Source organism: Cellulomonas hominis (genome assembly GCF_901521055.1).
Classification (GTDB): Bacteria; Actinomycetota; Actinomycetes; order Actinomycetales; family Cellulomonadaceae; genus Cellulomonas; species Cellulomonas endometrii.
Window position 1 is genome coordinate 44454 of the sequence record NZ_CABEGA010000051.1, and the last position, 23679, is coordinate 68132.

Genomic DNA, 23679 nt, shown 5'->3' on the forward strand with positions numbered 1-23679 from the left:
GCCCGGACACCGCCGCAGCAGGACGCCGCCACCCCCAGATCTCGGCGATGGCGGCGTCCGTGAACGACGTACTAGCGCGACGCCGCTGCCGCACACGTACCGATCACACCCGCGTTGCCTCCCAAGACGCCGGCAGCGCAGTAGATGCAAGCCACCCCGGCGGTCACAGCGCACGCGACACCGCAGATCGACCCCACCAGAGCGACTGTCGCCCACATGATTCCAGCATTGTTCAGGCAGTTCTTGAACTTGTTGAAGCTCCAGCCCGCCTGAACGACGGTTCCGTCGCTCGCGGCGTCGGAGTTGACGACGACGATGTCCTTCGTGAGGGTGCCGTCCTCCCAGACACGCATGCCGGCGCGATCGGTGTCGACCATGCCAGCGACCATCTCGACCACCGTGATGCCCTGATCCGTCGCCAGGTAGACGACCTTCGACAACTCGGGGATGTCGGTGCCGAGGACCGGGACGACAAGACTCTCCGTCCCCTCATAGTTCTGGGCTGTCGCATGCGCCCAGTCGAGGTCGAGGCCACTGCGCGCGGTGTAGTCGATGCGCCGTGCCAGGGCGGCACGGTCACGCTCCTCCGCGCCCGAGACGGGCCGGACTTCACGCGCCGTATCACCGACCTTCTCCATCACGGCGTCGCTCGTCGCGGCGTCCGACTCGACGACCTCTGTGGAGACCGCCGTGACGTTGCTCTGCTCGGGAAAGGAGAGTTGCCCTGCGGTCGCCGCCTCGAACCGCGTCGATTCCCCTCCCGCGCCCGCAATACCGACGGACGTGACGGCGACCGCGAGCACGAGCGCCATCACGCCTGTTCTCGCCGCGGCGTTCGTCCGCCGATGCGGGATCGCATTTCGCCAAGCGAGAAATGTCGCACCGGCCGACATCACCAGTGCCGTGATGAAGAACAGGACCGACCAGGTCGACTGCAACAGCCACCCTGCGAGCACCGCCGACGACGTCCCGATCAACAGCGCCACGACCGCGGCGCGAGAACTACGCGAAGACATGGAACAACCCCCTGCTGGGACCGACGAACGCGCTCTTCTGTTCTACCCTGGCCAGCACAGAGTGGCGGCGTGTGGGCCCAAGGTCCCTTCTTCGTTCTGATGTCACTGGATTTCTGGTCACAATGCGACGTAGATGTGGCATCTCGTATCGAATCGGCATTTCACCTCGGTGATGATGGCCGAGGTGTTGCCTCAAGCCGTCACCCGGCTGACGACCAGGCCGCCAACGCGGGGCCCGACGAACCGGGCACGCGTCTGCGACCGCGGCTAGCGTGCGGGGATGAGCCTTCGCGTCCTGTTCATCGGCGGCACCGGCGTCATCAGCTCCGCCTCGACCCGGCTGGCCGTCGAGCGCGGCCTCGACGTCACCGTGCTGAACCGCGGGTCGAGCAGCACGCGACCGCTCCCCGACGGCGCGGAGCTCGTGCAGGCCGACGTGCGCGACCCCGGGTCGGTCCGCGCGGCGCTCGGCGACCGGGAGTTCGACGCCGTCGTGGACTGGGTGGCGTTCACGCCCGAGCACGTCGCGACCGACGTCGACCTGTTCACCGGCCGCACCGGGCAGTACGTGTTCATCAGCTCGGCGTCGGCGTACCAGACCCCGCCGGAGCGGCTGCCCGTCACCGAGTCGACGCCGCTGCGCAACCCGCACTGGCAGTACTCCCGGGACAAGATCGCGTGCGAGGACCTGCTGGTCCGCGCGTACCGCGACTCCGGGTTCCCCGCGACCGTCGTGCGCCCGTCCCACACCTACGACCGCACGCTCATCCCCCTCGACGGCGGCTGGACCGCGATCGAGCGGATGCGCCGCGGCAAGGAGGTCGTCGTGCACGGCGACGGCACCTCGCTGTGGACGCTCACGCACCACGAGGACTTCGCGCGCGGCTTCGTGCCGCTGCTCGGCCACCCGCGCACGCTCGGCGAGGCTTTCCACATCACCTCGGACGACGTCCTCACGTGGGACCAGATCGTCCGGGCGCTCGCGACCGCCGCCGGCGTCGAGCCCCGCATCGTGCACGTCCCGTCGGACGCCATCGCCGCCGCCGACCCCGAGTGGGGTGCCGGGCTGCTCGGCGACAAGGCGCACTCGATGGTCTTCGACACCACGAAGCTGCGCCGCGTCGTCCCGGGCTTCGAGGCGACCATCCCGTTCGAGCAGGGCGCCCGGGAGATCGTCGCGTGGCACGACGCCGACCCCGCGCGCCGGCAGGTCGACGCCCGGCTGGACGGCGTGATGGACGCGCTCGTGGAGCGGTTCCGCGTGCGCTGACCAGTCACCGGGCGTCCTGACGCGGCCGACGTCCCGCGTGGGTCGACAGCCGTCGTCCGCCGGGCATATCGTCAGTCGATACCATCGACCGTCGATATGATCGGAGCACCATGCAGACCACGCCGCCGCGGTTCGCGACCACCACGGACCTCTGGTCCGTCCTCCTGGTCGGCGCCGGCGTCATCGTGTGGAACCTCGTGACGCTGGTGACGGACGTCGTCCGGCTGCTGCCGAACCGGGACGTGCCCGTCGACGTCCGCCTCACGGGCGCGACGCTGGCCCTGCCGGTCGGACCGGGCGGCGCCCCCGTCCCGGCGACCGTCGACGTCGCGTCCGTCACGGTGTCCGACATGCCGGTGGCGACGTACGCCTCGGCCCTCGGGGCGGCCGTCGTCCCGCCGCTGGCCACGATCGCGGTCACCGCCTGCGTGCTGCTGCTCTGCCGCCACGTCCTGGCCGGCCGGTTCTTCTCCCCCACGACGACGCGGCTGATCACGGCGATCTCGCTGCTGATCGCGGTCGGCTGGCTCGCGTGGTTCGGCTTCTCGGTGATGGCGTCGAACGGGGCGCTCGCGCTGGTCGCGGACCCGGACGTGCTCGACGCCACCCGCATCACGTTCTCGTGGACCCCGATCCTGGCGTCCATGGCGGTCGGCGCGCTCGCCGCGGTGTTCCGGGCGGGCGAGCGGATGCAGCGCGACACCGAGGGCCTCGTCTAGTGCCGCCCGAGGAGGACGCGGGACGGATCCACTGCCGGCTGGACGAGCTGCTGGCGGAGCGCGGGATGACGCTCACTCGGCTGGCCGAGCTCGTCGGCGTGACCGTGGTGAACCTGTCCGTGCTGAAGAACGACCGGGCGCGGGCCATCCGGTTCTCCACCCTGACCGCCGTGTGCGACGTGCTCGGCTGCGAGGTCGGCGACCTGCTCGTCGTGGCGCCGCGCGCGGGCGGACCGCGCGCCCGCTAGATGACGCCCAGGGCCAGCATCGCGTCGGCGACCTTGAGGAACCCAGCGATGTTCGCGCCCACCACGTAGTCGCCCGGCGACCCGTACTCGTCCGCGGTGGCGGCGCACCGGTCGTGGATGTCCCGCATGATCGTGGCGAGCCGGTCCTCGGTGTAGTCGAACGACCAGGAGTCGCGGCTCGCGTTCTGCTGCATCTCCAGCGCGGACGTCGCGACCCCGCCGGCGTTCGCGGCCTTGCCGGGGCCGAACAGCACGCCGGCCTCCTGCAGCAGGGTCACGGCCCCGGGGGTCGTCGGCATGTTCGCGCCCTCGGCCACCGCGACCAGGCCGGAGGCGATCAGGGAGCGGGCGTCGTCGGCGTCGAGCTCGTTCTGCGTCGCGCAGGGCAGCGCGACGGTGCCGCCGACCTCCCACACCCGCCGGCCGGCGACGTAGCGCGCGCTGCCCCCGCGCCGCTCCGCGTAGGCGGCGAGCGAGCCGCGCTCCACCGTCTTCACCTGCTGCACCAGCGCGAGGTCGAGGCCCTGCTCGTCGACCACGTAGCCCCGCGAGTCCGAGCACGCCACGACGTGCGCGCCGAGCTGCTGCGCCTTCTCGATCGCGTAGAGCGCGACGTTGCCCGACCCGGAGACGACGACGCGCTGCCCGTCGAACGACCGCCCGGCGGTGCGCAGCATCTCCTGCGCGAACAGCACCGCGCCGTACCCGGTCGCCTCCGTGCGGACCAGGGACCCGCCCCAGGTGACGCCCTTGCCGGTGAGCACGCCCGACTCGTACCGGCCCGTCATGCGCTTGTACTGCCCGAACAGGTAGCCGATCTCCCGGCCGCCGACGCCGATGTCACCGGCGGGCACGTCCACGTACTCACCGATGTGCCGGGCGAGCTCGGTCATGAACGACTGGCAGAACCGCATCACCTCGGCGTCGGACCGGCCCCGCGGGTCGAAGTCCGAGCCGCCCTTGCCGCCGCCGATCGGCATGCCGGTCAGCGAGTTCTTGAAGATCTGCTCGAAGCCGAGGAACTTCACGATGCCGAGGTTCACCGACGGGTGGAACCGCAGCCCGCCCTTCGACGGCCCGAGCGTGGTGCTGAACTGCACCCGGAACCCGCGGTTGATCCGGACCCGGCCGGCGTCGTCGACCCACGGGACCCGGAACACGATCTGCCGCTCGGGCTCGCACAGCCGCTCCAGCACGGCGGCGTCCACGTACTGCGGGTGCCGGCGCAGCACCGGCCCGAGGCTGCCGAACACCTCGCGCACCGCCTGGTGGAACTCCGGCTCCCCGGGGTTGCGCGCCAGCACCTGGTCGAGCACCGCGTCGAGCTGTCCCTGCACCCTTGCACCGCCACTTCGTCTCGCGTCGTCGGACCCCCGCCAACCTAGAGGGTCGTGCGGGGCCTGGTCGGCGGTGTCCAGGGCGTGGGTGCGGGCTGAGTGGTGGGCCTAGATCGGGTCCAGGATCCGGCGGAGGAACTGCTGCGTGCGCTCATGCGACGGCCTGCCGAGCACGTCCGCCGGCGGGCCCTCCTCGACGACCACGCCGTTGTCGATGAACACGACGTGGTCGGCCACCTGCTGCGCGAACCGGATCTCGTGGGTGACGACGATCATCGTCCAGCCCTCGGCGGCCAGGTCCCGCATGACCGTCAGCACCTCGCCGACGGTCTCCGGGTCCAGCGCGGAGGTCGGCTCGTCGAACAGGATCAGCTTCGGCCGCAGCGCGAGCGCCCGGGCGATGCCGACGCGCTGCTGCTGGCCGCCGGACAGCTCGTGCGGGTACGCGTCGGCCTTGGACGCCAACCCGACCTTCTCCAGGAGGGCGTTCGCCTCCGCCGTGGCCTCGGCGACGGGTCGGCGCTGGGCGTGCACCGGGCCCTCGACGAGGTTCTCCAGCGCCGTGCGGTGCGGGAACAGCGCGTGCGACTGGAACACCATGCCCGACTGCGCCCGCAGCCGGCGGAGCTCGGCCTGCGAGTGCCGCGCCGCGAAGTCCAGGGTGACGCCGGCGACCTCCACGGTGCCCGCGTCGGGGATCTCCAGGGCGTTGAGGCAGCGCAGCAGGGTCGTCTTGCCCGACCCGGACGGGCCGATGATCACGGTGACGCTGCCCTGCGCGACCTCGAGGTCGATGTCGCGCAGCACGTGGTTGTCCCCGAAGGACTTCGCCAGCGCGTGCACCCGCACCAGCGCCGGGGCCTGGCCGCGGGGGTGGGTGTCGGTCACGTCGTCCTCCGTCATGTCGCCACGTACCGGTCGAGGCGCCGTTCGACGCGGCTCTGCAGGGCGGACAGCACCAGGCAGATCAGCCAGTAGATCACCGCGGCGAGCGAGTACAGGGTCATGAACTCGTACGTCGGCGCCGCGATCTCCTGCGCCTTGCGGAGCAGCTCGGTGACCATGATCGTCGAGGCCAGCGACGTGTCCTTCACGAGCGAGATGAACGTGTTCGACAGGGGCGGCACCGACACCCGCAGCGCCTGCGGCAGCACCACGCGGCGCAGCGTGAGCGTCGGGCCGAGGCCGATCGTCGACGCCGCCTCCCACTGCGCCCGCGGCACGGACAGGATCGCCGCCCGGATCGTCTCGGCCGCGTACCCGCCGACGTTCAGCGAGAACGCGATGATCGCCGACGGGAACGGGTCGATGACGACGCCCATCGACGGCAGCGCGTAGAAGATCAGGAACAGCTGCACCAGCAGCGGCGTCCCGCGGATCACCGAGATGTACGCGCGCGCCAGCCACGACACGACCGGCACCCGCGACAGGCGCGCGAGGGCGACCAGCAGCGCGATGACCAGCCCGATGGCGAACGAGATGATCGTCAGCGGGATGGTGCCGCGGATCGCGCCCTCGAGCAGCGGGCCGATCGACGTGCGCACCAGCTCCCACGTCGTGTCGTTCACCGGCCCCCCTCACCGCGCCCGGGCCCGCCGGGCACCGAGCCGCCGCGCACCGACGCCGACGTCACTGGGAGACGTCCTGCCCGAACCACTTCGTCGAGATCTCCGCGAGCGTGCCGTCGGCCCGCAGCGCCTCCAGGGCGTCGTCGATGGCCGGCGCCAGGTCCGAGCCCTTCAGCACGGGGAAGCCCTGCTCGACGACGTCGTCCGTCTCGAACGCGATCTTCACGTCCTCGTCGCCCGTCGACTTCAGGTAGTCCAGGACCGCCAGGTTGTCGTTGAACGTCAGGTCGATCCGGCCCTGCTTCAGCAGCGCGATGGCCTGCGTGAAGCCCTCGACCGACTCGACCGTCGCGCCGGCGTCCGTCGCGACCTTCGACCAGTTCGACGTCGCGGACTGGGCGGTCGTCTTCCCGGCGACGTCGTCCAGCGAGGTGATCTCCGTGTCGTCCGCCGGGACCACGACCACCCCGGTCGACACGGTGTACGGCTCGCTGAAGTCGTACTTCGCGGTGCGCTCGTCGGTGATGCTCACCTGATTCGCGATCACGTCGTACCGGCCGGCCTCCAGGCCCGCGAAGATCGAGTCCCACGTGGTCTCCGAGAACTCGGGCTCGACGCCCAGCTGCTCCGCGACCGCGGTGATCACGTCGACGTCGTAACCCGTCAGCTCGTCCGTGGACGAGTCGTGGAAGCTGAACGGCGCGTACGTCCCCTCGGTGCCGACCCGCAGCACGCCGGCCTCCTGGACCGCCGCGAGCGCGGACCCGTCGCCCGCCGCGGCCGAGCTGCCGGAGCCGTCGTCCGACCCGGAGCCCGAGCCGCACGCGGCGAGGCCGAGCGTGGTGACGGCGGCGGCGACAGCGGCGAGGGCACCGGTACGGGCGCGGCGCTGGACGGTGAGGCGAGCAGGCATGAGTGGGTTCTCCGGTCGACGAGGTGAGGAAAAGTCTGCGCGGTGCGGCGCACGACGGCACGCGGGAGCCGCGGGTGGTGCGGCGGGGAGCGGTGGTCGGCGCGAGGCCGACGGCTCCGGGGGCGCCTCAGGCGCGGGGGGACGCGGTCAGCGTCGCGGGCGACAACAACACGACCCGGGCGCGACGGGGCTCCGTCGGGCAGGGGCGGGCGTCGAGGTCACGGGCGTCAGGCTAGCAGCGGGCGCGTCGTGCGACGCGCCGCGGGTCAGCACCGTGATCGCGTGCCCCCGCGCAGCCGCTCCCGCGCCGTCGCCGACCGCGTGCGGACATCGCTCGGTCTCCGAGGCAGCCCCCGGTAGGGTCGCTGGCCGTGACGACCACGACCCTCGCCGGCGGTGCGGTGCTCCGTCCGGCCCGGCCCGGTGACGAGCCCGGCATCCTCGCGTGCATCCGGGAGCTGGCCGCGTACGAGCGCGAGCCCGACGCCGTCGAGACGACGGAGCGGGACCTTGCGACGGCGCTCTTCGGCGCCTCGCCGGCCGTGTTCGCGCACGTGGTCGAGCGCGAGGGCGCCGTCGTCGGCATCGCCGTGTGGTTCCTCAGCTACTCCACGTGGACCGGGCGCCACGGCATCTACCTCGAGGACCTGTACGTCCGGGCCGACCACCGGGGGCACGGCTACGGCGGGGCGCTGCTGCGCACCCTCGCGGCGGTCGCCGTCGAGAGGGGCTACGCCCGCGTGGACTGGGCGGTGCTGGACTGGAACGCCCCCTCGATCGCCTTCTACCGGTCCCTGGGTGCGGTCGCGATGGACGACTGGACGGGCTACCGCCTCACGGGCGACGCGCTGATCGACGCGGCGGGGACACCGGCGCGCTGACCGTCAGCCGGCGGGCGTGGCGCCGGCGTCGTCGCCCCTGGCACCCACGGCTCGGCGCGAGGCCGACGACTCCGGGGGTGCCTCAGGCGCGGGGGACGCGTGCAGCGTCGCTGCGACAGACACGACCCCCGCGCGGATGTCACTCGACCGGAGAGGCCCCCCGTGCCGCCGCTCGACGCGCGACCATCGACACCAGCGCGAAGTACACGGGCATGCCCATCAGGTACAGGTTGGGGAGCCACCACGAGAGCGTGACGTCGCCGGACAGCCACCAGAACGAGATGGCCATGAGGCCGGCGCAGAACGTCAGAGCGAGGCTCACGACGGTGACAGCCGGACCCTCGGGACGCCCGCGCGCCAGCAGGTACGCGCCGGCGAGGCCCGCACCGGCGGCGAGCACGTCCAGCGGGAAGAAGGACCAGTTCCAGTCGCGCATGACCGGCGACTCGTACCCGTTGAAGGCGTACTCGGCTGGGATGAGGCCCAGTGCGACGGCGAGCCAGTAGACGAGCAGGCCGACATCGGTCACGACGAGTGCGGGCTTCAGCCCTCGCGGCATCGCCGACGGGCGAGTCCGGCGGTCACGCCTCACGAGGCACGCCCGCTCTCCGCGACCGCGTCGGCCACTGCGCGGGCCGTCGTGATCAGATCCTCGTCACGGTGCCGTCGGCTCAGGAAGAACCGGAGGCGGGCCGCTGACGGTGAGACCGCCGGATAGGAGATCGGATACACGTCGACCCCCCGGGAACGGAGGTTCTGGGCGCAGCCGTAGACGGCACGCGCGGGGACCCTCACCGGGACGATCGGCGCGGACTCGACGCCGAGCGGGTCGAGTCCCACTTCACGCAGCGACGCGCGGAACTGCTCGGCCTTGGCGCCGAGCTCCTCCACGAGGGCGGGCTGTTCCACCAGGCAACGCAGGGCTTGGTAGGCGGCACCGGTGACGGGAGCCGGGATGCCGGTGCTGAAGACGAAGCCCGGGCACCCGTTCCGGAGGTACTCGACGAGCTCCGCACTCGCTGCGACGAATCCGCCGCAGCTGCCCAGCGACTTGCTGAGCGTTCCGATGAGGACGTCGACCTCTCCGGGCGCCGCCTCGCTCAGCTCGGTGAGACCGCGTCCTGTCCGGCCGGTCGTGCCGACCGAGTGAGCCTCGTCCATGACCAGCAGGAACCGGAAGCGCCGCTTCAGCTCGAGGATCTCCTGGAGCGGGGCGTGGTCGCCATCCATGCTGTAGAGACCTTCGATGCACACGACCAGTCGTCGAGCGCTGCTCGGGGCGGCGAGCAGGATGCGCTCGAGGTCACTGACGGAGTTGTGCTTGAAGCTTGCGCGCTGGGCGCGGGAGAGCCGGATCCCTTCGAGCACGCTGTTGTGGATGTACTGGTCGTGCACGATGTAGTCGGCCGGTCCGAACAGGAAGCCCAGGACGGACACGTTGGTCGCGTGGCCGCTCACGAACAGCAACGCCGCCTCACGCCCGAGGAAGGAAGCAAGCTCGCGTTCGAGCTGACCATGGATGTCGAGCTCGCCGGAGACGAGGCGGCTCGCGCCGGTGGAGATGCCGTACCGCGTGATGCACTCCCGGGCGAACGCACGAACACGCTCGTCCTGGCCCAGTCCGAGGTAGTCGTAGCTCGAGAAGTTGAGCACCCTGTCGCCGGACAGCGTGTACTCGTGCGTGTTGGCGGTCGGGCGGCTCTTCCCGTACGGGAATCCCCCGCTGTCCTGCTCGATCGTGTCCCGGAGGTCCCGGTAGCGGCGGTACCGCTCATCTTTCCAGCCCATCTGGGGTCGCCTCTTCTCGATGTGGTGCGGTCACCTCCGCGCGAGGTGCGGACGTGACCGGCACAGCACGCGGGCGGATGGTCAGGGTTCGTCGCTCGACGAGCATGAACAGGAGGCGCCCGGCGATCAGCGACAGCGGCACCGCGACGCCGAGCAGCACGAGGAACTGGTTGCCAGGCGCGTCGGACAGCTCCCTGGTCACCAACCAGGACAGATGCACCACCGGCGGGTGGATCAGGTACGTGCTGTAGGAGAAGGCGCCGAGCGCGACGAGAACCCGGCGGAGACGCCGGTACCTGTGGGGCGGCGTCTCCACCCGGAGCACGACACCGGAGATCAGGAGCACGGTCGCCACGGCGACCAGCACGTCGGCGATCGGCTGGACGCGATCCGTGTTCCGAGGACCGATCAGGGCGCACGTGGTGAGCACCAGGAGGATGCCGACCGTTCCCCACCAGAACCGGCTGCGAGAGGCACGCGGCTCGAGTCGCAGGATGACGTCGGCCGCGCCGGCCCCGATCACGAAATGGAGCACGAGCCCGAGGTAGCTGACGGGAAAGGTGGTCGTGACGGCGAGCACGATCATCAGCCCGCCGACGAGGACAGCCGCAGAGACGGCCGTCCGCGTGACTCCCCAGCCGGACAGCAGCGCGGCGACGACCGGGAAGATCAGGTAGAGGTGCACCTCCGCCGCGATGGACCACAGCGCGTAGTTCACCTGGGTCGAGTCGATCACGTCCTGGAGCAGGAGGACGTGAGCGACGACTCCGCGCACGGTCACAGGCAGGCTGATGTCCCACTGACTGCCCGTCCGGGCGGAACCGAGTGTGAGGGCGACGAGCAGCGACAAGGCGAGGGCCGCGTAGTACGCGGGGAGGATCCTTCGTGCTCGCCGACGGAGGAACGGGGCGATCTTGAGCGGCGCGGCCCGTCGAAGACGCGCTGCCTCGAGTGAGAACCCGCTGACAACGATGAACACGACGACGGCAAGATGCCCGTTGTACAGCCACCCCGTGAAAGCACCCAGAGCTCCCGAAGGTGCCCGACCGTATCCGAGCGGTGGCACGGCTGCCGGCCAGATCTGGAACCAGACGTGGCTCACGACGACGAAGAGCGCGCACAGTCCCCGCAGAGCCGTCAACGCGTCCCAGTCGAGGCGCAGCTCCGGCTGTGGAGGCGCGTCGTGGCCAGTGTCTCGCGCCGACGTCACGGCAGGGCATCATCCGGGCGCCTGCCGATGGCCACGGAGTAGCGGTGCACCACCGGCACGGATGCAGCGCCCCGGCGCTCCACCGTCCTGCGCACCTGCTCCATGAACGGAGCACGCCTCGTCGGCTTGAGAGCGTTGAGGTAGCCCGCCGAGATCCCGGACTTCGAGATGTAGTCCATCAGGGAGGCGGCGTCAGGGAACACCGTGGCGCTCTCCGCGTCCATCGTGAGCACCGGCACCACCGAGCGCGGCATGAAGCGCCGCTTCAGCGCGCGGGAGTCACGGGGCAGGCGGATCGGAACCGCGGAGGCCAGTGCGGTGGGGTCGTTCAGAACCGCGTCCCGGAACAGGCGCTCCACCTCGCGCAACGAATCGTGACGATTCTCGACCAGGCACAACCATCCGCCCGGGGCGAGCACACGTGTGATCTCACGGCGAAGGCGCCGTGGATCCATGTAGCAGACGCCCCACGCACACGCGATCAGGTCCGCGGTGTCCCGTGGCCGGGCACTCAGGTATGTCACCGCGTCCTGCCGGTGAAGCCGGACGTCCGCTGTCGAGTCCGCCAGCCCTAACGCGTTCTGCTCGAGCATGCCCCCCGAGATGTCCACGGCGTCGAGCTCCGACGTGGTGTGCAGTCCGGTGACGAGCGCCCGCGTGAGAGCACCGGTGCCTGCGGCCAGCTCCAGCACGCGCATTCTAGGGCGCATTCTCTCTTCAGGGAGCTGGGCGACGAACTGCGCTGTGGCTCGACTCAGGTTGCGGGAGTACTGGCTCTCGTAGTCCGCAGACACCTCGTCGTAGTCCGTTGCGATGTCCGCGTGCTGCCCTCGGAGGCGGAACGTGACGTCTCTGGCGGCATATACCGCCACCGCCACGGCGGGAGGAAGCCTCATCTTGTCGTCCGTTCTCGTCGTCACTCGTCGACCGCGGGACTGCCCAGGTTGATGAGCACCACACCGAGGACCACCAGTGCCATACCCGCGATGACCGCTGGGGAGAGCGCCTGCCGGTACAGGACCACACCGACGAGCGTGATGAGGACGGTGCCGACCCCCGACCACACGGCGTAAGCCACTCCCAGCGGAATCTGCTGCAGGCACAGGCTGAGGAAGTAGAACGCGGCGCCATAACCGATGACCACGACAACCGACGGCAGGACGTTTCGGAATCCGTTGGACGCCCTCAGCGACGCTGTCGCGATGACTTCGAACACGATCGCGGCCGCGAGGAATGCGATCGGCCTCACGCTCCACACCTTCCGTCGACGGCGGGCTTTCGGGACCTCACAGGCCACACGGAAATGCCTCACGAGGATGTCGTCGACTCACCGTTGCACGCGCGCAGCACTGAACGGTCAGTGCGGGCGTTCACAGGAGCGCGTGCGTAGGTGCGACCCGTCGCGTCCGGCTCTCGCACCACCATGGTGGCCACCGACGGCGGGCGTCTCGTTCCGGACGTGCGGCCACGGATGACTCGACCGACGCTGGCATCGAGCGAGCGGTGCGTGTCCTGCCGCGCTGTGTCAGCCGGCGGGCGTGGCGCCGGCGTCGTCGCCTCTGGCACCCGCCGTCATCCGCGCGGCGCGCACGGCACGACGCCGGTCCACGACGACCACCACTCCCAGCACCGCCACGGCGAGCGCGAACCCCGCCGTCACGTCGGTGAGGAAGTGGTAGCCCAGGTACAGGCGGCTGCCGGCGACCAGCGCGATGCCCGCGCCGGTGGCCAGCGCCCACAGCACGAGCGAGCGCACGTGCGGGTTGCGGATCCAGATCAGGTACCCGACGGTCAGCAGGAACGTCGCTGTCCCGACGGTGTGCCCCGACGGGAACGAGTACGTCGTCTCGGAGCCGGGGACCGACATGGTGGACAGCGGCGGCCGCGGACGGGCCACGACGGACTTGATCGTCACGGAGACGAGGGTCGAGAGCACCATCGCACCGGCCAGCAGCGCGGGCTGCCACCAGGAGTGCGTCCTCAGCCCCCACAGGACGCAGGCGGCGACGACGATCACGGGCAGGACGCTCGGTCCCGTCACCGCCGAGACGACGGTGAGGAACGTCGTCAGCGCCGGGCCCCGCGCCGCGACCAGCCAGTCCAGCACGGGGAGGTCGGCCTCGGCCAGGTCGTCCCCCTCGTCGACCGCGTCGTGCACGACGAGCAGGGTCACCGTCCCCAGCACGACGAGCAGGATCCCGAGGACGACCGCGGCCCTCGACGTCGGGTCGCGCAGCTCGCCGCGTCGGGCCCAGAGCGTCTGCAGCGTCCGCGTGGCGCTGTCGACGGGCTGCCGGTACCAGGGCGCGCGGCGCATCGGGCGATCCTCGCAGGAGTGGCGGGCGGTCGCCCGGTGAAGGCTCCTGCCGGCGGTGCCGGAGCCCGCCCGGGCGTCACCCCGCGCCGAGCACCGTGCGGATGGCGCGCCGGGCGTGGTCGCGCGCCTCGGCCGGTGTCGGCGCGGGGGTCAGGCCGAGCAGGCGCTGCCGGTGCGCCTCTCCCAGCAGCAGCGTGTACAGCGCCTCCGCGTGATCCGCGTCGTGACCGGGTCGTGTCGCGAGGCGGTCGGCCAGCACCCGGATCGAGGCGGCCGGACCACGGCGGTAGAACGCGGCAGCGAGCTCCGGGAGGCGCGCCGCCTCGGCGATGACCAGCCGGTGCAGCGTCACGGCGTCGTCGCCGTGCAGGGTGAGGACGATCCGCGCCGCCACCGTGAGCAGGTCCGCGCCCGGCACGTCGTCCGCGTGCTCGTGCTCGTGCAGCCGGTCGACGGCCGCGACGAACAGGCCGGTCTTGTCCGTGAAGTAGGCGTAGACCGTGCGCTTGGTGACCCCCGCCTCGGCGGCCACCGCCTCGATCGTCGTGGCGGCGAACCCGCGCGTCCGGAACAGCCGGACCGCCGCGTCGAGGACGGCGGTCCGTCGCGCCTCGCGCTCGCCGCGCGTGGGGCGTCCGAGCCGGCGCGCGGGTGCGGCGGGTCCGGCGGGTGCGGACGGCGGGTCTGACGGGCGCATGCCGTAATGATACGTTGCCGTTTCATTACCAACGAGGAGGGTCCGATGGGCGGGATGCGGGTGCTGCACGTGGCGTTCCACGACGACTGGGAGGGCTGCGAGCGGTTCGGCGAGTACGACGTCGCGACGCGCCGCACCCTGTACGAGACGGAGGGCTTCATCCACGCCACGACGTCGACCGGGGTCGCCGCCGTGCTCCGCGACGTCTACGGCGACGTCTCCGAACCCCTGCTGCTCGCGGTCCTGGACGAGGACGCGCTCGCCGAGGCCGGTGCCGCCGTCGACTGGGAGCCGCGGCCCGGCGGAGCCGTCCCGCGGACCCGCGGCGCCGTGCCGATGGACCGGCGGACCGTCGTGGCGACGCTGCCGCTCCAGCGGGACGCCGGGGGCTGGGCCGTCCCGGACCTGAGCGGGCTGGCGGTCCGGGGGTCCGCACCGGACGCGCGATAGCGGCCGGACGTCGTGCCGGCCGTCGCCTGGACGGTCGGCCTCGCGCCCGCGGACCATCCGACGGATCGCGCGGAGGGTGGCGCCAGACCGGGGTCTACTTCCTGACCTTCTCGGGCCCCGACCCGAAGGAGGAGCCCGACCCATGTCTGGCCTTCCCGTCAGGTCGGCCACCACCTCGAGCGTACGACCGGGCCCGCGGGCTGTCCGCCGGGTTAGCGTCGTCCGGTGACCTCCGACGGCGTCGACGCGGTGCAGGTCGACGAGGACCTCGTCCGCGCCCTGCTGCACGAGCAGCACCCGCAGTGGCAGGACCTGCCGATCCGCCCCGTCCTGGACGGCGGGAACGACCACCGCATCTTCCGCCTCGGCGACGACCTGAGCGTGCGGCTCCCGAGCGCGTCCGGGTACGTGCCGCAGGTCAGGAAGGAGCAGGAGTGGCTGCCCCGGCTGGCCCCCGTGGTGCCGCTCCCGGTCCCGGAGGTGCGCGGGGTCGGCGTGCCGTCCGCCCTGTTCCCGGCGCCGTGGTCCGTGTACGGGTGGCTCGACGGCGTGCCCGCGACGGTCGATCCCCCGCAGGACCCCGTCCGGTTCGCCGCCGACCTCGCGGCGTTCCTGGTGGCGCTGCGGTCGGCCGGGACGGCGGGCGCTCCCCCGCCGGGACCGCACAGCGCCTTCCGCGGCGGCCCGGTCGCCCACTGGGACGCCGAGGTGCACGACCTGCTGGCACGCGTGCACGGGCGGGAGCGGGACCTTGCGGCGGGCATCTGGCGGGACGCGCTCGCCGCCGAGCACACCGGTCCGCCTGTGTGGTTCCACGGCGACGTCTCCACGAACAACCTGCTGGTCCGCGACGGCGCGCTCGCCGCGGTCATCGACTTCGGCTGCTCGGGCGTCGGGGACCCGGCGTGCGACACCGTCATCGTGTGGACGCGGCTGTCGGGCCCGGCGCGCGAGGTGTTCCGCCGCGACCTGGACGTGGACGACGCCACCTGGGCCCGGGGCCGCGGCTGGGCGCTCTGGAAGGGGCTGATCATGCTGACGAACAAGCCGCCGGGGCAGGCAGAGCTGGCGCGGCACGTGCTGGACGAGCTGTTCGCGGGGGTCTGACCACCGCGACGTCCCCGAGTCGCAGCCGGCCAGACGGGGGTCGTTCTTGGCGTTCATCCTCTCGATCGCCGCGACGGTGGCCGGCATCATCGTCGCCGCCGTCGCGGTCAACGGCCCGGCCGGACCTCGTTACCGAGCTGGTCGACGAGGTGCCGGACCCCGACTCACCTACCCCACACCGTCGGTCGGTGTATCGACACGGCCGGCCGCGTGCGCTGACCGGTCACCGGATGTCGTGGTCGGGGTGCTCCGCGTCGTAGCGGTCGCGGGCCTCGGCGATGGTGTCGCGGTGGGCGAGGGACCAGTCGGCGAGCGCCCGGACGAGGTGGGTGAGCGAGGCGCCGACGTCCGTGAGCCGGTAGTCGACCTGCGCGGGGACCGTCGGGTAGACGGTCCGCAGGACGAGACCGTCCCGCTCGAGCCGCCGGACCGTGAGGGTCAGCATCCGCTGCGAGATGCCGTCGACCGCGCGCTGGAGCTCCCGGAACCGCCGGGGCCCGCTCGCGAGCTCGACGACGACGAGCACGGACCACTTGTCGCCCACCCGGTCGAGGACGTCGCGGATGCCGCAGTCCGCGTGGTGCGGGAGCCCGCACGGGTACAGCTCCGCCACCGGCACGGTTACCTCGGTGTGCGTCAGTGACATCGAACTGCCTCCTTGTGGCGGTCCCGGGCGCCGGGACACGATCCCAGCGTAGTTACTGATCAGAACCACGAAGGGTCGTTCCTCTCATGCTCCTGGTGACCGGTACCGGCGGACAGCTCGGTTCCCGCACGCTCGCCGCGCTCCGCTCCCGCGGGGTCGACGCGGTCGGCGCGTCCCGCACCCCCCGCGACGGTGGACCTCGGCTGGACTTCGACGTGCCGTCGACGCTCGACCTCTCGGGGGTGTCGACTCTCGTGCTGATCTCCGCGGGGTACGCCGAGGACGACGCGGTGATCGCTCGGCACGCGGCGGTGATCCACGCGGCGCGCCGCGATGGGGTGACCCACGTCGTCTACACGAGCGTCACCGGCGCCGGCGACCACCTGACGTTCGCCCCCGCCCACCGCGCCACCGAGCGGCTCCTGGCGGAGAGCGGCCTCGGGTGGACCGTCCTGCGCAACGGCCTGTACGCGGAGCTGTTCGGCGCCCTGCTGACCTGGACGCCCGCGGGCCTGGTGTCGCCGTTCGGGGGCGGGGCCCTGTCGTCGGTCGCACGGGACGACCTCGCGGAGGCGGCCGCGGTCGTCGCCTCGGACCCCACCGCCCACCAGGGCCGGACGTACGACCTCGTGGGTGACCCGATCACGGCCGACGACGTGGCGGCGCGGCTGGACGTCCCCCACCGCAGCATCGGGCTCGGCGAGTTCCGTGCCCGGCTGCACGCCGCCCCGGAGCTGCTGCCGTTCCAGCCCGCCATGCTCGCCTCGATCGCGACCAGCGTGCGGCACGGCTTCCTGGACGGCACCGGCCCGGACCTGCGGGACCTGCTCCAGCGGCCGACCGCCGACCCGCTGGCGGTCGCCGCCGGCACCGCGGCGGCCCTGCGCCCGCCGGCGGCCGCGGCCTAGATCACCCTGAGCGCCTGCAACGCGTCGGCCCTGAGGAACCGGGCGATGTTCGCCCCCCGCACGGAGTTGCCCGGGCACGCCCTTGCACTGGCCCGGTCGAGCGATCACCGGAAGCCGTCGAACAGGCTGTTGGCGCGGAACTCCGTGATCGAGTCGGTGTCGCCGTCGCGGACCTTGGACACCCAGTCCGCATCGCCGAGCAGCGCTCGCCCGACCGCGACGAGATCGAACTGGTTCGCTCGCAGCCGTGCGCGGATGTCGTCGAGCGGTGCGCTCTTGGCGCCGACGCCGGCGAAGACCGACTCGAAGTCCTGGCCGCTGAGCCCCACGGACCCGACGGTGATGGTCGGCAACCCGCTGTAGAGCTTGACGAGCTCGGCGAGCGTCGCGGGACTGCCGTTGAACGCCGGCTGCCAGTAGCGACGCGTCGAGACGTGCATGATGTCTACGCCGGCGGCGATCGGTTCGACGACGGACCGCAGCTGCTCGGGGTCGTGGGCGACGCGCGCGCCGTAGTCACGGGTCTTCCACTGGGACAGGCGGAAGCTGATCGGCATGGCACGGCCGACTTCCTGGCGCACCGCCTGGATGACGTCGGTCGCGAAGCGTGTTCGATCGACCCCGTACTCGTCGGTGCGCGTGTTGCTGCGGTCCCAGAGGAACTGGTCGATCAGGAACCCGTGCGCGCCGTGGATCTCGACTCCGTCGAATCCGAGGTGCGCGGCGGTAGCGGCGGAGCGGGCGAACGCATCGATCGCCGCGTGCACTTCTGCGCGCGTCATCGCGACGCTGCTGTGATCGCCGAGCCCGTCCGTCCCCGATGGCGAGAGGGCCCCGATGTGTGGGTCTGGCGACTCGACGGGCACTCGCTCGGCGCCGGCGTGCATCAGCTGGACCATGATCCGGCCGCCGGCGTCGTGAACTGCGTCGACGACCTCTCCCCAGGCAGCGATGGCGTCTTCGCCGTACATGTTCGGCAGGAGAGGGTGGTTGCTGGCTGCCGGGTCGTCGACGAAGGTGCCTCCCGTGATGATCAGCCCGACACCGCCGGCTGCTCGACGGCGCAGGTAGTCCCGTTTGGCGGGGGTCGGGACGCCACCGCGTGAGCGGCCGACGCCCATGGGTGCCATGACGATGCGGTTCGGCAGACGTACATCGCCGATCGTGATGGGCTGGAACAGAGGATCGGCGGTGACCGCGGGCGCCTCCTTGGCAAGTCCGGTGCCCGTCATCGTCCTGCTCCCTGCGGTGTGTGTGTCGGTGCGATGCGGATGACGGCCGCGGCCATGCCGGCGACCAGATAGGCGAGCGCGGCGATGATGAGCGCCAGCGTGGCGCTGGCGTACCAGTTCGTGGTGTTGGCCAGCAGACCGGAGAAGATCGCAACGCCGATGAGGGATCCGACTTGACGGTTGACGTTGAGCATCGCGCCGGCGGTGCCGGTGTCGGCGGGGCCGACCGAGCTCATCATCGTGTCGGTCATGGCGGGCGAGGCGAGCCCCAGGCCCAGGTTCGCGACGGACATGAGCACGGCGAGAACCCAGTACGGGGTGCTGGCGTCGAGCACGACCGCGAGCCCGATGGTGGCCAGGGCTGCGGCCGCCATGCCCGCGACCATCAGCGCCTTGTTCCCGGTTCGGCCCGCGAGCCGGGAGAACGCGACGTTCCCGATCACGAACATCAGCATCATCGGGAGCATCTGGAGGCCGGCCTGGGCGGCGGTGGCTCCTCGTTGCACCTGCAGCAGCAGGGCGAGGATGAACGCGATCCCGAACAGCCCCAGGTTGAGCATCGTGCCGACCGTGTTCGCGATGCTGAAGGTGCGGTTGGTGAACAACCGCGCCGGGTAGATCGCGTGGCCTCCTCGGGACTGCCACGCCGCGAACCCGATCGCGGAGACGACGGCGACCGCGGCGCCCGCGATGACCCCCACCGAGCTCCACCCCTGCTCGGGTCCCTGCATGAGTGCGTACGCCGCGCCGGCGAGGAGCGCGACGACGAGCGTGTGACCCACGGCCCGGATCACGCGGCCGGGGTCGGTCACCGCCTCGGGCAGGATCCGACGCGCGAGGAGGACGGTGAGCAGGCCGACCGGCAGGTTGATCCAGAAGATCACGCGCCATCCGCCGGCCCCGACCAGCAGCCCCCCGATGACCGGACCCAGGCCTGCCGCAGCCGCGCCCATGGCGGCCCACAGGCCGATCATCTTGCTGCGGACCTTGGGGTCGGGGAACGCCGCGGCGAGCAGGATCAGGGAAGCCGGCTGGAACAGTGCGGCGCCGACCCCCTGGACGACACGCGCGCCGATCAGTGCCTCGATGCTCGGGGCGAACCCGGCGGCGGCTGAGGCGAGCGTGAAGACGGCCACGCCCGCGACGTACACCCGACGTGCGCCGAACCGTGCGGCGAGGTCACCCGCGAGCAGCAGGAGCGCGGCGTAGGTGAGGACGTAGCCGTTGATGACCCAGCCGAGCTGGGAGACGGTGCTGGACAGGTCGCTCTGGATCGTCGCGGTGGCGACGTTCACCACGGTGACGTCGAGGTTGGCCAGCACGAAGCTCAGGCCAAGGGCCACGACCACGAATCGCGCGTCGCGGCCGCCGGGCAGTGTCGTCGCGTCCCGAGTGCCGACGTCGCTCTGCGCGTTGCTCATCGAGCGGCCTCTGCCCGGTCGACCTCGTCGGTGACGTCCATCGATGCCATGTCGTGCTTCGCGGCTTCGATCGCGATGTCAACGGGGATGACCTTGCGCAGGTCCAGGGCGTCAGTGATCCGGGTCAGTCGGTCCGCGAGCGAACCTCCGATGACGTGGTGCGGGATGTCCAGCTCTCGGAGCGTCGTCAGCAGCAGCTCGTCACACAGGCCGCGGAACCGCTCGGAGACGGGCCGGTGTCCGTCGGCGGCCAGGGGGAACTCGATCGGCAGGTGGATGAAGACGTCATAGCTGCTCTTGGCGTGCCGCTTCGCGACCTGTCCGACGGCGTCCATGACGTCGTCGAAGACGCGCTCGGTCTCGGTGAGCTCGCGGTGCTCCTGGACGTCGTCAGTGGGGTGGATGCCGGTGAAAGTCCGGATCTTGCCGTAGACCCACTCGTGGAGCGAGGAGCCGTCGGAGACGTAGCCGTCCGGCAGGTGGCTCTCGTGAACGGCGCGCTCCGCGTAGCGGATCATGCCCAGCTGTACGAGGTCGGCGGCGGTGGCCTCCTCGAGCCGCTTGCCTGGCAGAGCGTCGGGCAGGATCTCGCGCATCGTCTTCGCGCGGGTCTGCGGGATGCCGGTGAGGTGCGCCAGGGCCAGGGAGGTGGTGGTCTTGCCGGAGGAGTAGGTGCCGGAGATGGCGATGCGCATGGGTCAGCCCTTCTGAGACGCGGTGAGGGAGAGCTCGTCGGCGACTCGCGCCGGGAGCTGGTGAGCGAGCGAGTAGGAGCAGGCGAGGCCCTGGAAGGATCCGACGAAGTCGGAGGTGCGGAACGTGGCGTCCCCGATCGGCGTGAGCCGGGTGCGCGCGATGGTGGCGACCATGGTGAACGGCGCGTCGATGGCCCGGTGCGGGGTCGACGCGGCCACGGCGGCCTTACGCATCCACAGCGTGTTGGACTCGCTGCGATCGAAGCCGTCGAGGTCATACAGCAGTGCCTGAGCGATCTGCGGATGCGCGGTCATCGCATCGAGCATCGACACCGCCGGCCGGTAGGCGCCCCCGAGGTCGTCGCGCATGCTCCCGTCGCCGTCCCAGCCGTCGATGCGGACGCGCGCGCTGACGGTGGATGCGTCGTCGCGGCGGACGTCGTCGATGAGGTGGCTCCGGGCGGTGTAGCCGGCGCCGTAGAAGCGGCCTGCGTTCTCTCCCAGCACGTCGTCTGCGTCGCCGATGACACCGGCCTCGTGCCGGACGCCGAGCACGTCATGCTCGATGCGCAGGCGCACCTTCACCGACCCGATACGGCAGTCCAGGTCGGACACGAAGCCCAGCGCCAGCGGGCCGTTGTTGGGCTGGGTCGACGCGACCGTCGCAGACACCGGGAAGTCACCCAGGTCCTCTTGTGGCGCGGCGCCCGCACGGAAGTCGGCAGACCGGACCCACGCCTGCGACCGACCGAGCGGGCTGAGGGCATACAGACGCATGAGCAGGAGCTCGGACGCCTCCACCGCCATCACGAACGCATCGATCGTCGACAGGTGCGGGGCCAGCGAGCTGGTCGCCTTCACCGACCAGTCCTGCGGGTACATCAGAGCGCCTCGGGACGAGACCTGCAGTCGTCCGTCGGGCGTCACCACGACCTCAGTCGCGCTCAGGCGGTGACGGACCTTCTGGAAGCCCTCACCGAAGAACCTCGTCGACGCCGGACCCAGATGCGCGTCGATCGTCTGACCATCTACCCATGCCCCCATGGAGACCTCCCGCAACTATTCGAGTTGGGCGCCTTGCTTGAACCGTACTAGACAAAGAGGTTTCACAGGGCGCCCGGTCTACACTGGTCCAATGGGTGAACGGAGCGAGGAGCGCAGCGACCGCACGAGGACCATCCGCGAGCTGGTGTTCGCGCTCTCGCGCGAGCTTGCCGAGGAGGTCCGCGAAGCAGTCACGGACCTCAACCTCACGACCACCCAGGCGAACGTCATCCGCGACCTAGGTGCGCCGATGACCCAGAAGCAGCTCGCAGGAGCTCTCTGCTGCGAGCCCTCGAACGTCACGTTCGTCGTCGACAAGCTGGAGACCCGCGGCCTGGTCGAGCGGCGACCACACCCGACCGACCGGCGCTCGAAGGTCCTGCACCTGACGGACGAAGGCCGGGCGGTCCGGACGGCGATGATCGACCGTTTCGAGGCCCGCACGTCACTCGGTGCGATGAGCGACGCCGAGCGCGAGCAGCTCGAGGTCCTGCTCCGGCGGGCGAGCAGCGGCAGGTGACCGGCGACGCGCGGTGGGAACGGCCCGCGCGCAGGCGGCGGGTGTCAGTCCGAGACCAGCGAGCATGGGTGTCGACGATCGACTGGGAGGCCACCTCGCCGGTGCGCACCTGGCAGACCTCGGGCATCGCGACCATGCGTGCCTTGGCCCCGACACCGCACCGGAAGGCGTCGTCCGAGAGCGCTTTCAAGGTTGGCCGGATGCCCTGACCGAACGCGGGTCGGACCCCTCCCTGATGCCGGTTCTGCACACCACCACCGTTCGAGGCCGGCCTTGGAGCGGCACTGGTGGTCGCGGTGAAGCGTCGGCGCAGACGCCGCGGGCCGCAGCCTTGATCGCCGCGCGGCACGTCACACCGGTCAACCATCTCCACGCCGAGGTGGTCCGGCTCAGACGCGCGTTGGCGTCCACCTGAACAGGATCACGGTCCTGTCCGGTGCAGTCATGCCCGCGCTGCGCGGATGTCGTCGGCGAGCGGGGCCGGCGAGATACGTTCCGTCACCACGGGGTTCCGTCGAGGTGGACCTCGAGCCGTGCCGTCTTGGCGACGCATCGCGCCCACTGCCCCAGCACGGCGCGAGGCATGGCCCGCCGGGTCTGTCGTGGCGCAGCGCGAACTGCTCGCAGTCGTGGGGCCGCCGGTTTGCCGCGGGGGTCGACGGTGAGAAGTCCCCACCCGCCTGGGAGGCCGTCGACGACCATCGCTGCGTCCGGGACGACGAGCCACCACCGGTCGCAGTACTGCGACCACATCTGAGCCTTCGCGGGCTCACGCAGCTCGGCGAGCACGTCTGCGTGGGACACCCTGACGTCGAACCCGTGCAGCTCGGCCCGCCCGTAGGTGTCCAGGACGAGGTAGTCCGCGATCCGGTCGACGTCCCTGCGGTACGTCGACGAGGTCGGCACGTGTGCGGCGCGCACGTAACGGTCCGTGGCGGTGCCGGGTCGCAGAGCGGTGTAGCGCTGGCGCAGCATCCGCAGCATCCGATCCTCCGTCCACGGCTGTTCCACCAGCCTGAGGAGCGCCCGGTCGAGGGGCCCGCTCATGAGGCGTCCCCGTCGGCGGCAGCGACGCGGGCAGTCACGTGCGCGAGCAGCCGGCGCAGGACCTCGACGTCCTCGATCGAGGCGAGCTGGTGGGCGACGTCGCCCCACGGCACGGCGTCGGGGTCGGGGCCGTCTGGCGTGCCGGCGGCGACGGTGCCGAGCAGGTCGATCAGCCCGACCGCGTCGCGGTTCGGCGACGAGTCCTGGCGTCGGACGGGCAGCGGTGTCACGGTCACCGGCCTCCGCGAGCCTGCAGCCCTGACCTTGGACTCCACGCGGTCCATCGCTGCGATGTCCAGCTCTGCTCCCGGCTCCTCAGAGCGGCCCAGCTCCACTTGTCGAGCTCCGAGCGCGATCCGTACGTTCGCGGCCTCGCGGGCGGTCAGCTTCACCTCGGACAGCTCGACTGCGGTCCTCGCCGGGCCGACGGCAGGGACGGGGGCGGTGAAACGGTGCGGCCCGCGCGGTGCACGGACCGGCTGCCCGATCGCCGACAGGAGGTTCAGCGCGGCGTTCAACGCCTCCGTACGGGTGTGCCCCTCCCGCACGTCCTGTGGTCCGTCTCCGTTCTGGGCGGCCAGAGCGATGCGCAGGTGAGCACGCGCCGCGGCGGTCGCTTGCCGCACCCGCAGCTCTCGCCCACCC

Annotated in this window: 28 protein-coding genes; 9 read left to right on the forward strand and 19 right to left on the reverse strand. The window is 71.3% G+C overall.

All coding sequences use genetic code 11. The annotated features are described in order from the left end of the window. Nucleotides 1-71: 71 nt before the first annotated feature. Nucleotides 72-986, reverse strand: a complete 915-nt coding sequence (locus KJP73_RS13635; protein ID WP_213283405.1) for a hypothetical protein — start codon at nucleotides 984-986, stop codon at nucleotides 72-74. Between the two features lie 310 nt (nucleotides 987-1296). Between KJP73_RS13635 and KJP73_RS13640 the strand changes: the two genes are divergently transcribed. The 3 genes from KJP73_RS13640 to KJP73_RS13650 all read left to right on the forward strand — a co-directional run bounded on the left by KJP73_RS13640 (nucleotide 1297) and on the right by KJP73_RS13650 (nucleotide 3253). Continuing rightward, the gene (locus KJP73_RS13640; protein ID WP_213283406.1) at nucleotides 1297-2286 is read left to right on the forward strand and encodes an SDR family oxidoreductase; all 990 of its coding nucleotides are present in this window, start codon (nucleotides 1297-1299) and stop codon (nucleotides 2284-2286) included. A 110-nt stretch (nucleotides 2287-2396) separates the two neighbouring features. Continuing rightward, nucleotides 2397-3005, forward strand: coding sequence for a DUF2975 domain-containing protein (locus KJP73_RS13645; protein WP_213283407.1), 609 nt, complete (start codon nucleotides 2397-2399; stop codon nucleotides 3003-3005). Continuing rightward, complete coding sequence (locus tag KJP73_RS13650) at nucleotides 3005-3253, forward strand: helix-turn-helix domain-containing protein (protein ID WP_213283408.1); 249 nt, start codon at nucleotides 3005-3007, stop codon at nucleotides 3251-3253. The genes KJP73_RS13645 and KJP73_RS13650 overlap by 1 nt, the downstream gene beginning before the upstream one ends. Here the strand turns inward: KJP73_RS13650 and gdhA are convergent. The 4 genes from gdhA to KJP73_RS13670 form a co-directional block, all read right to left on the reverse strand. Further along, entirely contained in the window at nucleotides 3250-4590 is a 1341-nt protein-coding gene (gene gdhA / locus KJP73_RS13655; RefSeq protein WP_213283409.1) for an NADP-specific glutamate dehydrogenase, read from the reverse strand. The two genes, KJP73_RS13650 and gdhA, sit on opposite strands and share 4 nt — an antisense overlap. 108 nt (nucleotides 4591-4698) lie before the next feature. Beyond that, complete coding sequence (locus KJP73_RS13660; protein ID WP_283770238.1) at nucleotides 4699-5493, reverse strand: amino acid ABC transporter ATP-binding protein; 795 nt, start codon at nucleotides 5491-5493, stop codon at nucleotides 4699-4701. After that, on the reverse strand, nucleotides 5490-6158 hold the full coding sequence (locus KJP73_RS13665; RefSeq protein ID WP_213283410.1) for an amino acid ABC transporter permease: 669 nt from the start codon (nucleotides 6156-6158) through the stop codon (nucleotides 5490-5492). Before KJP73_RS13665 ends, KJP73_RS13660 begins: the two co-directional genes overlap by 4 nt. A gap of 61 nt (nucleotides 6159-6219) precedes the next feature. Next, complete coding sequence (locus KJP73_RS13670; RefSeq protein WP_213283411.1) at nucleotides 6220-7071, reverse strand: amino acid ABC transporter substrate-binding protein; 852 nt, start codon at nucleotides 7069-7071, stop codon at nucleotides 6220-6222. 371 nt (nucleotides 7072-7442) lie between these two features. On the opposite strand from KJP73_RS13670, the gene KJP73_RS13675 reads away from it, so the two are divergent. Beyond that, nucleotides 7443-7952 carry a GNAT family N-acetyltransferase gene (locus KJP73_RS13675; RefSeq protein WP_249669389.1) on the forward strand — a complete coding sequence of 170 codons (510 nt, stop codon included), beginning with the start codon at nucleotides 7443-7445 and terminating at the stop codon, nucleotides 7950-7952. A gap of 139 nt (nucleotides 7953-8091) precedes the next feature. Here the strand turns inward: KJP73_RS13675 and KJP73_RS13680 are convergent, their stop codons facing one another. The 7 genes from KJP73_RS13680 to KJP73_RS13710 all read right to left on the reverse strand — a co-directional run bounded on the left by KJP73_RS13680 (nucleotide 8092) and on the right by KJP73_RS13710 (nucleotide 13964). After that, nucleotides 8092-8481, reverse strand: a complete 390-nt coding sequence (locus tag KJP73_RS13680) for a DUF5360 family protein (RefSeq protein WP_213283412.1) — start codon at nucleotides 8479-8481, stop codon at nucleotides 8092-8094. 59 nt (nucleotides 8482-8540) lie between these two features. Next, nucleotides 8541-9740 (reverse strand): aminotransferase class I/II-fold pyridoxal phosphate-dependent enzyme, encoded by a 1200-nt coding sequence (locus KJP73_RS13685; protein WP_213283413.1) that lies wholly within the window; start codon nucleotides 9738-9740, stop codon nucleotides 8541-8543. Continuing rightward, the gene (locus tag KJP73_RS13690) at nucleotides 9724-10950 is read right to left on the reverse strand and encodes an acyltransferase family protein (RefSeq protein WP_213283414.1); all 1227 of its coding nucleotides are present in this window, start codon (nucleotides 10948-10950) and stop codon (nucleotides 9724-9726) included. The genes KJP73_RS13685 and KJP73_RS13690 overlap by 17 nt, the downstream gene beginning before the upstream one ends. Beyond that, entirely contained in the window at nucleotides 10947-11846 is a 900-nt protein-coding gene (locus tag KJP73_RS13695) for a class I SAM-dependent methyltransferase (RefSeq protein WP_213283415.1), read from the reverse strand. The genes KJP73_RS13690 and KJP73_RS13695 overlap by 4 nt, the downstream gene beginning before the upstream one ends. 20 nt (nucleotides 11847-11866) lie before the next feature. After that, nucleotides 11867-12199, reverse strand: coding sequence for a DMT family transporter (locus tag KJP73_RS13700; protein ID WP_213283416.1), 333 nt, complete (start codon nucleotides 12197-12199; stop codon nucleotides 11867-11869). 276 nt (nucleotides 12200-12475) lie between these two features. Further along, entirely contained in the window at nucleotides 12476-13267 is a 792-nt protein-coding gene (locus KJP73_RS13705) for a phosphatase PAP2 family protein (protein WP_213283417.1), read from the reverse strand. 76 nt (nucleotides 13268-13343) lie between these two features. Continuing rightward, nucleotides 13344-13964 carry a TetR/AcrR family transcriptional regulator gene (locus KJP73_RS13710; protein WP_213283418.1) on the reverse strand — a complete coding sequence of 207 codons (621 nt, stop codon included), beginning with the start codon at nucleotides 13962-13964 and terminating at the stop codon, nucleotides 13344-13346. Nucleotides 13965-14009: 45 nt separating this feature from the next. Between KJP73_RS13710 and KJP73_RS13715 the strand changes: the two genes are divergently transcribed. Both KJP73_RS13715 and KJP73_RS13720 read left to right on the forward strand, forming a co-directional pair. Continuing rightward, complete coding sequence (locus tag KJP73_RS13715) at nucleotides 14010-14414, forward strand: DUF952 domain-containing protein (RefSeq protein WP_213283419.1); 405 nt, start codon at nucleotides 14010-14012, stop codon at nucleotides 14412-14414. Between the two features lie 225 nt (nucleotides 14415-14639). After that, nucleotides 14640-15521: an aminoglycoside phosphotransferase family protein gene (locus KJP73_RS13720; RefSeq protein WP_213283420.1), complete on the forward strand. Its 882-nt coding sequence runs from the start codon at nucleotides 14640-14642 to the stop codon at nucleotides 15519-15521. A gap of 223 nt (nucleotides 15522-15744) precedes the next feature. Here KJP73_RS13720 and KJP73_RS13725 read toward each other — a convergent pair whose 3' ends face one another. Next, nucleotides 15745-16167, reverse strand: coding sequence for a winged helix-turn-helix transcriptional regulator (locus KJP73_RS13725; protein WP_213283421.1), 423 nt, complete (start codon nucleotides 16165-16167; stop codon nucleotides 15745-15747). Between the two features lie 86 nt (nucleotides 16168-16253). Between KJP73_RS13725 and KJP73_RS13730 the strand changes: the two genes are divergently transcribed. After that, nucleotides 16254-17075: an NAD(P)H-binding protein gene (locus tag KJP73_RS13730; RefSeq protein ID WP_213283422.1), complete on the forward strand. Its 822-nt coding sequence runs from the start codon at nucleotides 16254-16256 to the stop codon at nucleotides 17073-17075. A gap of 104 nt (nucleotides 17076-17179) precedes the next feature. Here the strand turns inward: KJP73_RS13730 and KJP73_RS13735 are convergent, their stop codons facing one another. The 4 genes from KJP73_RS13735 to KJP73_RS13750 are packed head-to-tail and all read right to left on the reverse strand — an operon-like array spanning nucleotide 17180 to nucleotide 21467. After that, complete coding sequence (locus KJP73_RS13735; RefSeq protein WP_213283423.1) at nucleotides 17180-18307, reverse strand: 12-oxophytodienoate reductase; 1128 nt, start codon at nucleotides 18305-18307, stop codon at nucleotides 17180-17182. Further along, nucleotides 18304-19728, reverse strand: coding sequence for a DHA2 family efflux MFS transporter permease subunit (locus tag KJP73_RS13740; protein WP_213283424.1), 1425 nt, complete (start codon nucleotides 19726-19728; stop codon nucleotides 18304-18306). The genes KJP73_RS13735 and KJP73_RS13740 overlap by 4 nt, the downstream gene beginning before the upstream one ends. Next, nucleotides 19725-20423, reverse strand: coding sequence for an AAA family ATPase (locus tag KJP73_RS13745; RefSeq protein ID WP_213283425.1), 699 nt, complete (start codon nucleotides 20421-20423; stop codon nucleotides 19725-19727). The genes KJP73_RS13740 and KJP73_RS13745 overlap by 4 nt, the downstream gene beginning before the upstream one ends. 3 nt (nucleotides 20424-20426) lie before the next feature. Next, on the reverse strand, nucleotides 20427-21467 hold the full coding sequence (locus KJP73_RS13750) for an AvrD family protein (protein WP_213283426.1): 1041 nt from the start codon (nucleotides 21465-21467) through the stop codon (nucleotides 20427-20429). A 91-nt stretch (nucleotides 21468-21558) separates the two neighbouring features. On the opposite strand from KJP73_RS13750, the gene KJP73_RS13755 reads away from it, so the two are divergent. Then, complete coding sequence (locus tag KJP73_RS13755; protein ID WP_213283427.1) at nucleotides 21559-21987, forward strand: MarR family winged helix-turn-helix transcriptional regulator; 429 nt, start codon at nucleotides 21559-21561, stop codon at nucleotides 21985-21987. 68 nt (nucleotides 21988-22055) lie between these two features. Continuing rightward, entirely contained in the window at nucleotides 22056-22196 is a 141-nt protein-coding gene (locus tag KJP73_RS13760) for a hypothetical protein (protein WP_213283428.1), read from the forward strand. A 289-nt stretch (nucleotides 22197-22485) separates the two neighbouring features. Here the strand turns inward: KJP73_RS13760 and KJP73_RS13765 are convergent, their stop codons facing one another. Then, nucleotides 22486-23034, reverse strand: a complete 549-nt coding sequence (locus tag KJP73_RS13765) for a hypothetical protein (protein ID WP_213283429.1) — start codon at nucleotides 23032-23034, stop codon at nucleotides 22486-22488. Beyond that, nucleotides 23031-23270, reverse strand: a complete 240-nt coding sequence (locus KJP73_RS13770; RefSeq protein ID WP_213283430.1) for a hypothetical protein — start codon at nucleotides 23268-23270, stop codon at nucleotides 23031-23033. Before KJP73_RS13770 ends, KJP73_RS13765 begins: the two co-directional genes overlap by 4 nt. Nucleotides 23271-23679: the final 409 nt, after the last annotated feature.

Bases quoted from the DNA above. Each gene is read 5' to 3' on its own strand.
- KJP73_RS13685 (WP_213283413.1), bottom strand. From the start codon at position 9,740: ATGGGCTGGAAAGATGAGCGGTACCGCCGCTACCGGGACCTCCGGGAC.
- KJP73_RS13710 (WP_213283418.1), bottom strand. From the start codon at position 13,964: ATGCGCCCGTCAGACCCGCCGTCCGCACCCGCCGGACCCGCCGCACCC.
- KJP73_RS13705 (WP_213283417.1), bottom strand. From the start codon at position 13,267: ATGCGCCGCGCGCCCTGGTACCGGCAGCCCGTCGACAGCGCCACGCGG.
- KJP73_RS13640 (WP_213283406.1), top strand. From the start codon at position 1,297: ATGAGCCTTCGCGTCCTGTTCATCGGCGGCACCGGCGTCATCAGCTCC.
- KJP73_RS13725 (WP_213283421.1), bottom strand. From the start codon at position 16,167: ATGTCACTGACGCACACCGAGGTAACCGTGCCGGTGGCGGAGCTGTAC.
- KJP73_RS13695 (WP_213283415.1), bottom strand. From the start codon at position 11,846: ATGAGGCTTCCTCCCGCCGTGGCGGTGGCGGTATATGCCGCCAGAGAC.
- KJP73_RS13745 (WP_213283425.1), bottom strand. From the start codon at position 20,423: ATGCGCATCGCCATCTCCGGCACCTACTCCTCCGGCAAGACCACCACC.
- KJP73_RS13645 (WP_213283407.1), top strand. From the start codon at position 2,397: ATGCAGACCACGCCGCCGCGGTTCGCGACCACCACGGACCTCTGGTCC.
- KJP73_RS13670 (WP_213283411.1), bottom strand. From the start codon at position 7,071: ATGCCTGCTCGCCTCACCGTCCAGCGCCGCGCCCGTACCGGTGCCCTC.
- KJP73_RS13660 (WP_283770238.1), bottom strand. From the start codon at position 5,493: ATGACGGAGGACGACGTGACCGACACCCACCCCCGCGGCCAGGCCCCG.
- KJP73_RS13755 (WP_213283427.1), top strand. From the start codon at position 21,559: ATGGGTGAACGGAGCGAGGAGCGCAGCGACCGCACGAGGACCATCCGC.
- KJP73_RS13750 (WP_213283426.1), bottom strand. From the start codon at position 21,467: ATGGGGGCATGGGTAGATGGTCAGACGATCGACGCGCATCTGGGTCCG.
- KJP73_RS13740 (WP_213283424.1), bottom strand. From the start codon at position 19,728: ATGAGCAACGCGCAGAGCGACGTCGGCACTCGGGACGCGACGACACTG.
- KJP73_RS13730 (WP_213283422.1), top strand. From the start codon at position 16,254: ATGCTCCTGGTGACCGGTACCGGCGGACAGCTCGGTTCCCGCACGCTC.
- KJP73_RS13735 (WP_213283423.1), bottom strand. From the start codon at position 18,307: ATGACGGGCACCGGACTTGCCAAGGAGGCGCCCGCGGTCACCGCCGAT.
- KJP73_RS13765 (WP_213283429.1), bottom strand. From the start codon at position 23,034: ATGAGCGGGCCCCTCGACCGGGCGCTCCTCAGGCTGGTGGAACAGCCG.
- KJP73_RS13715 (WP_213283419.1), top strand. From the start codon at position 14,010: ATGGGCGGGATGCGGGTGCTGCACGTGGCGTTCCACGACGACTGGGAG.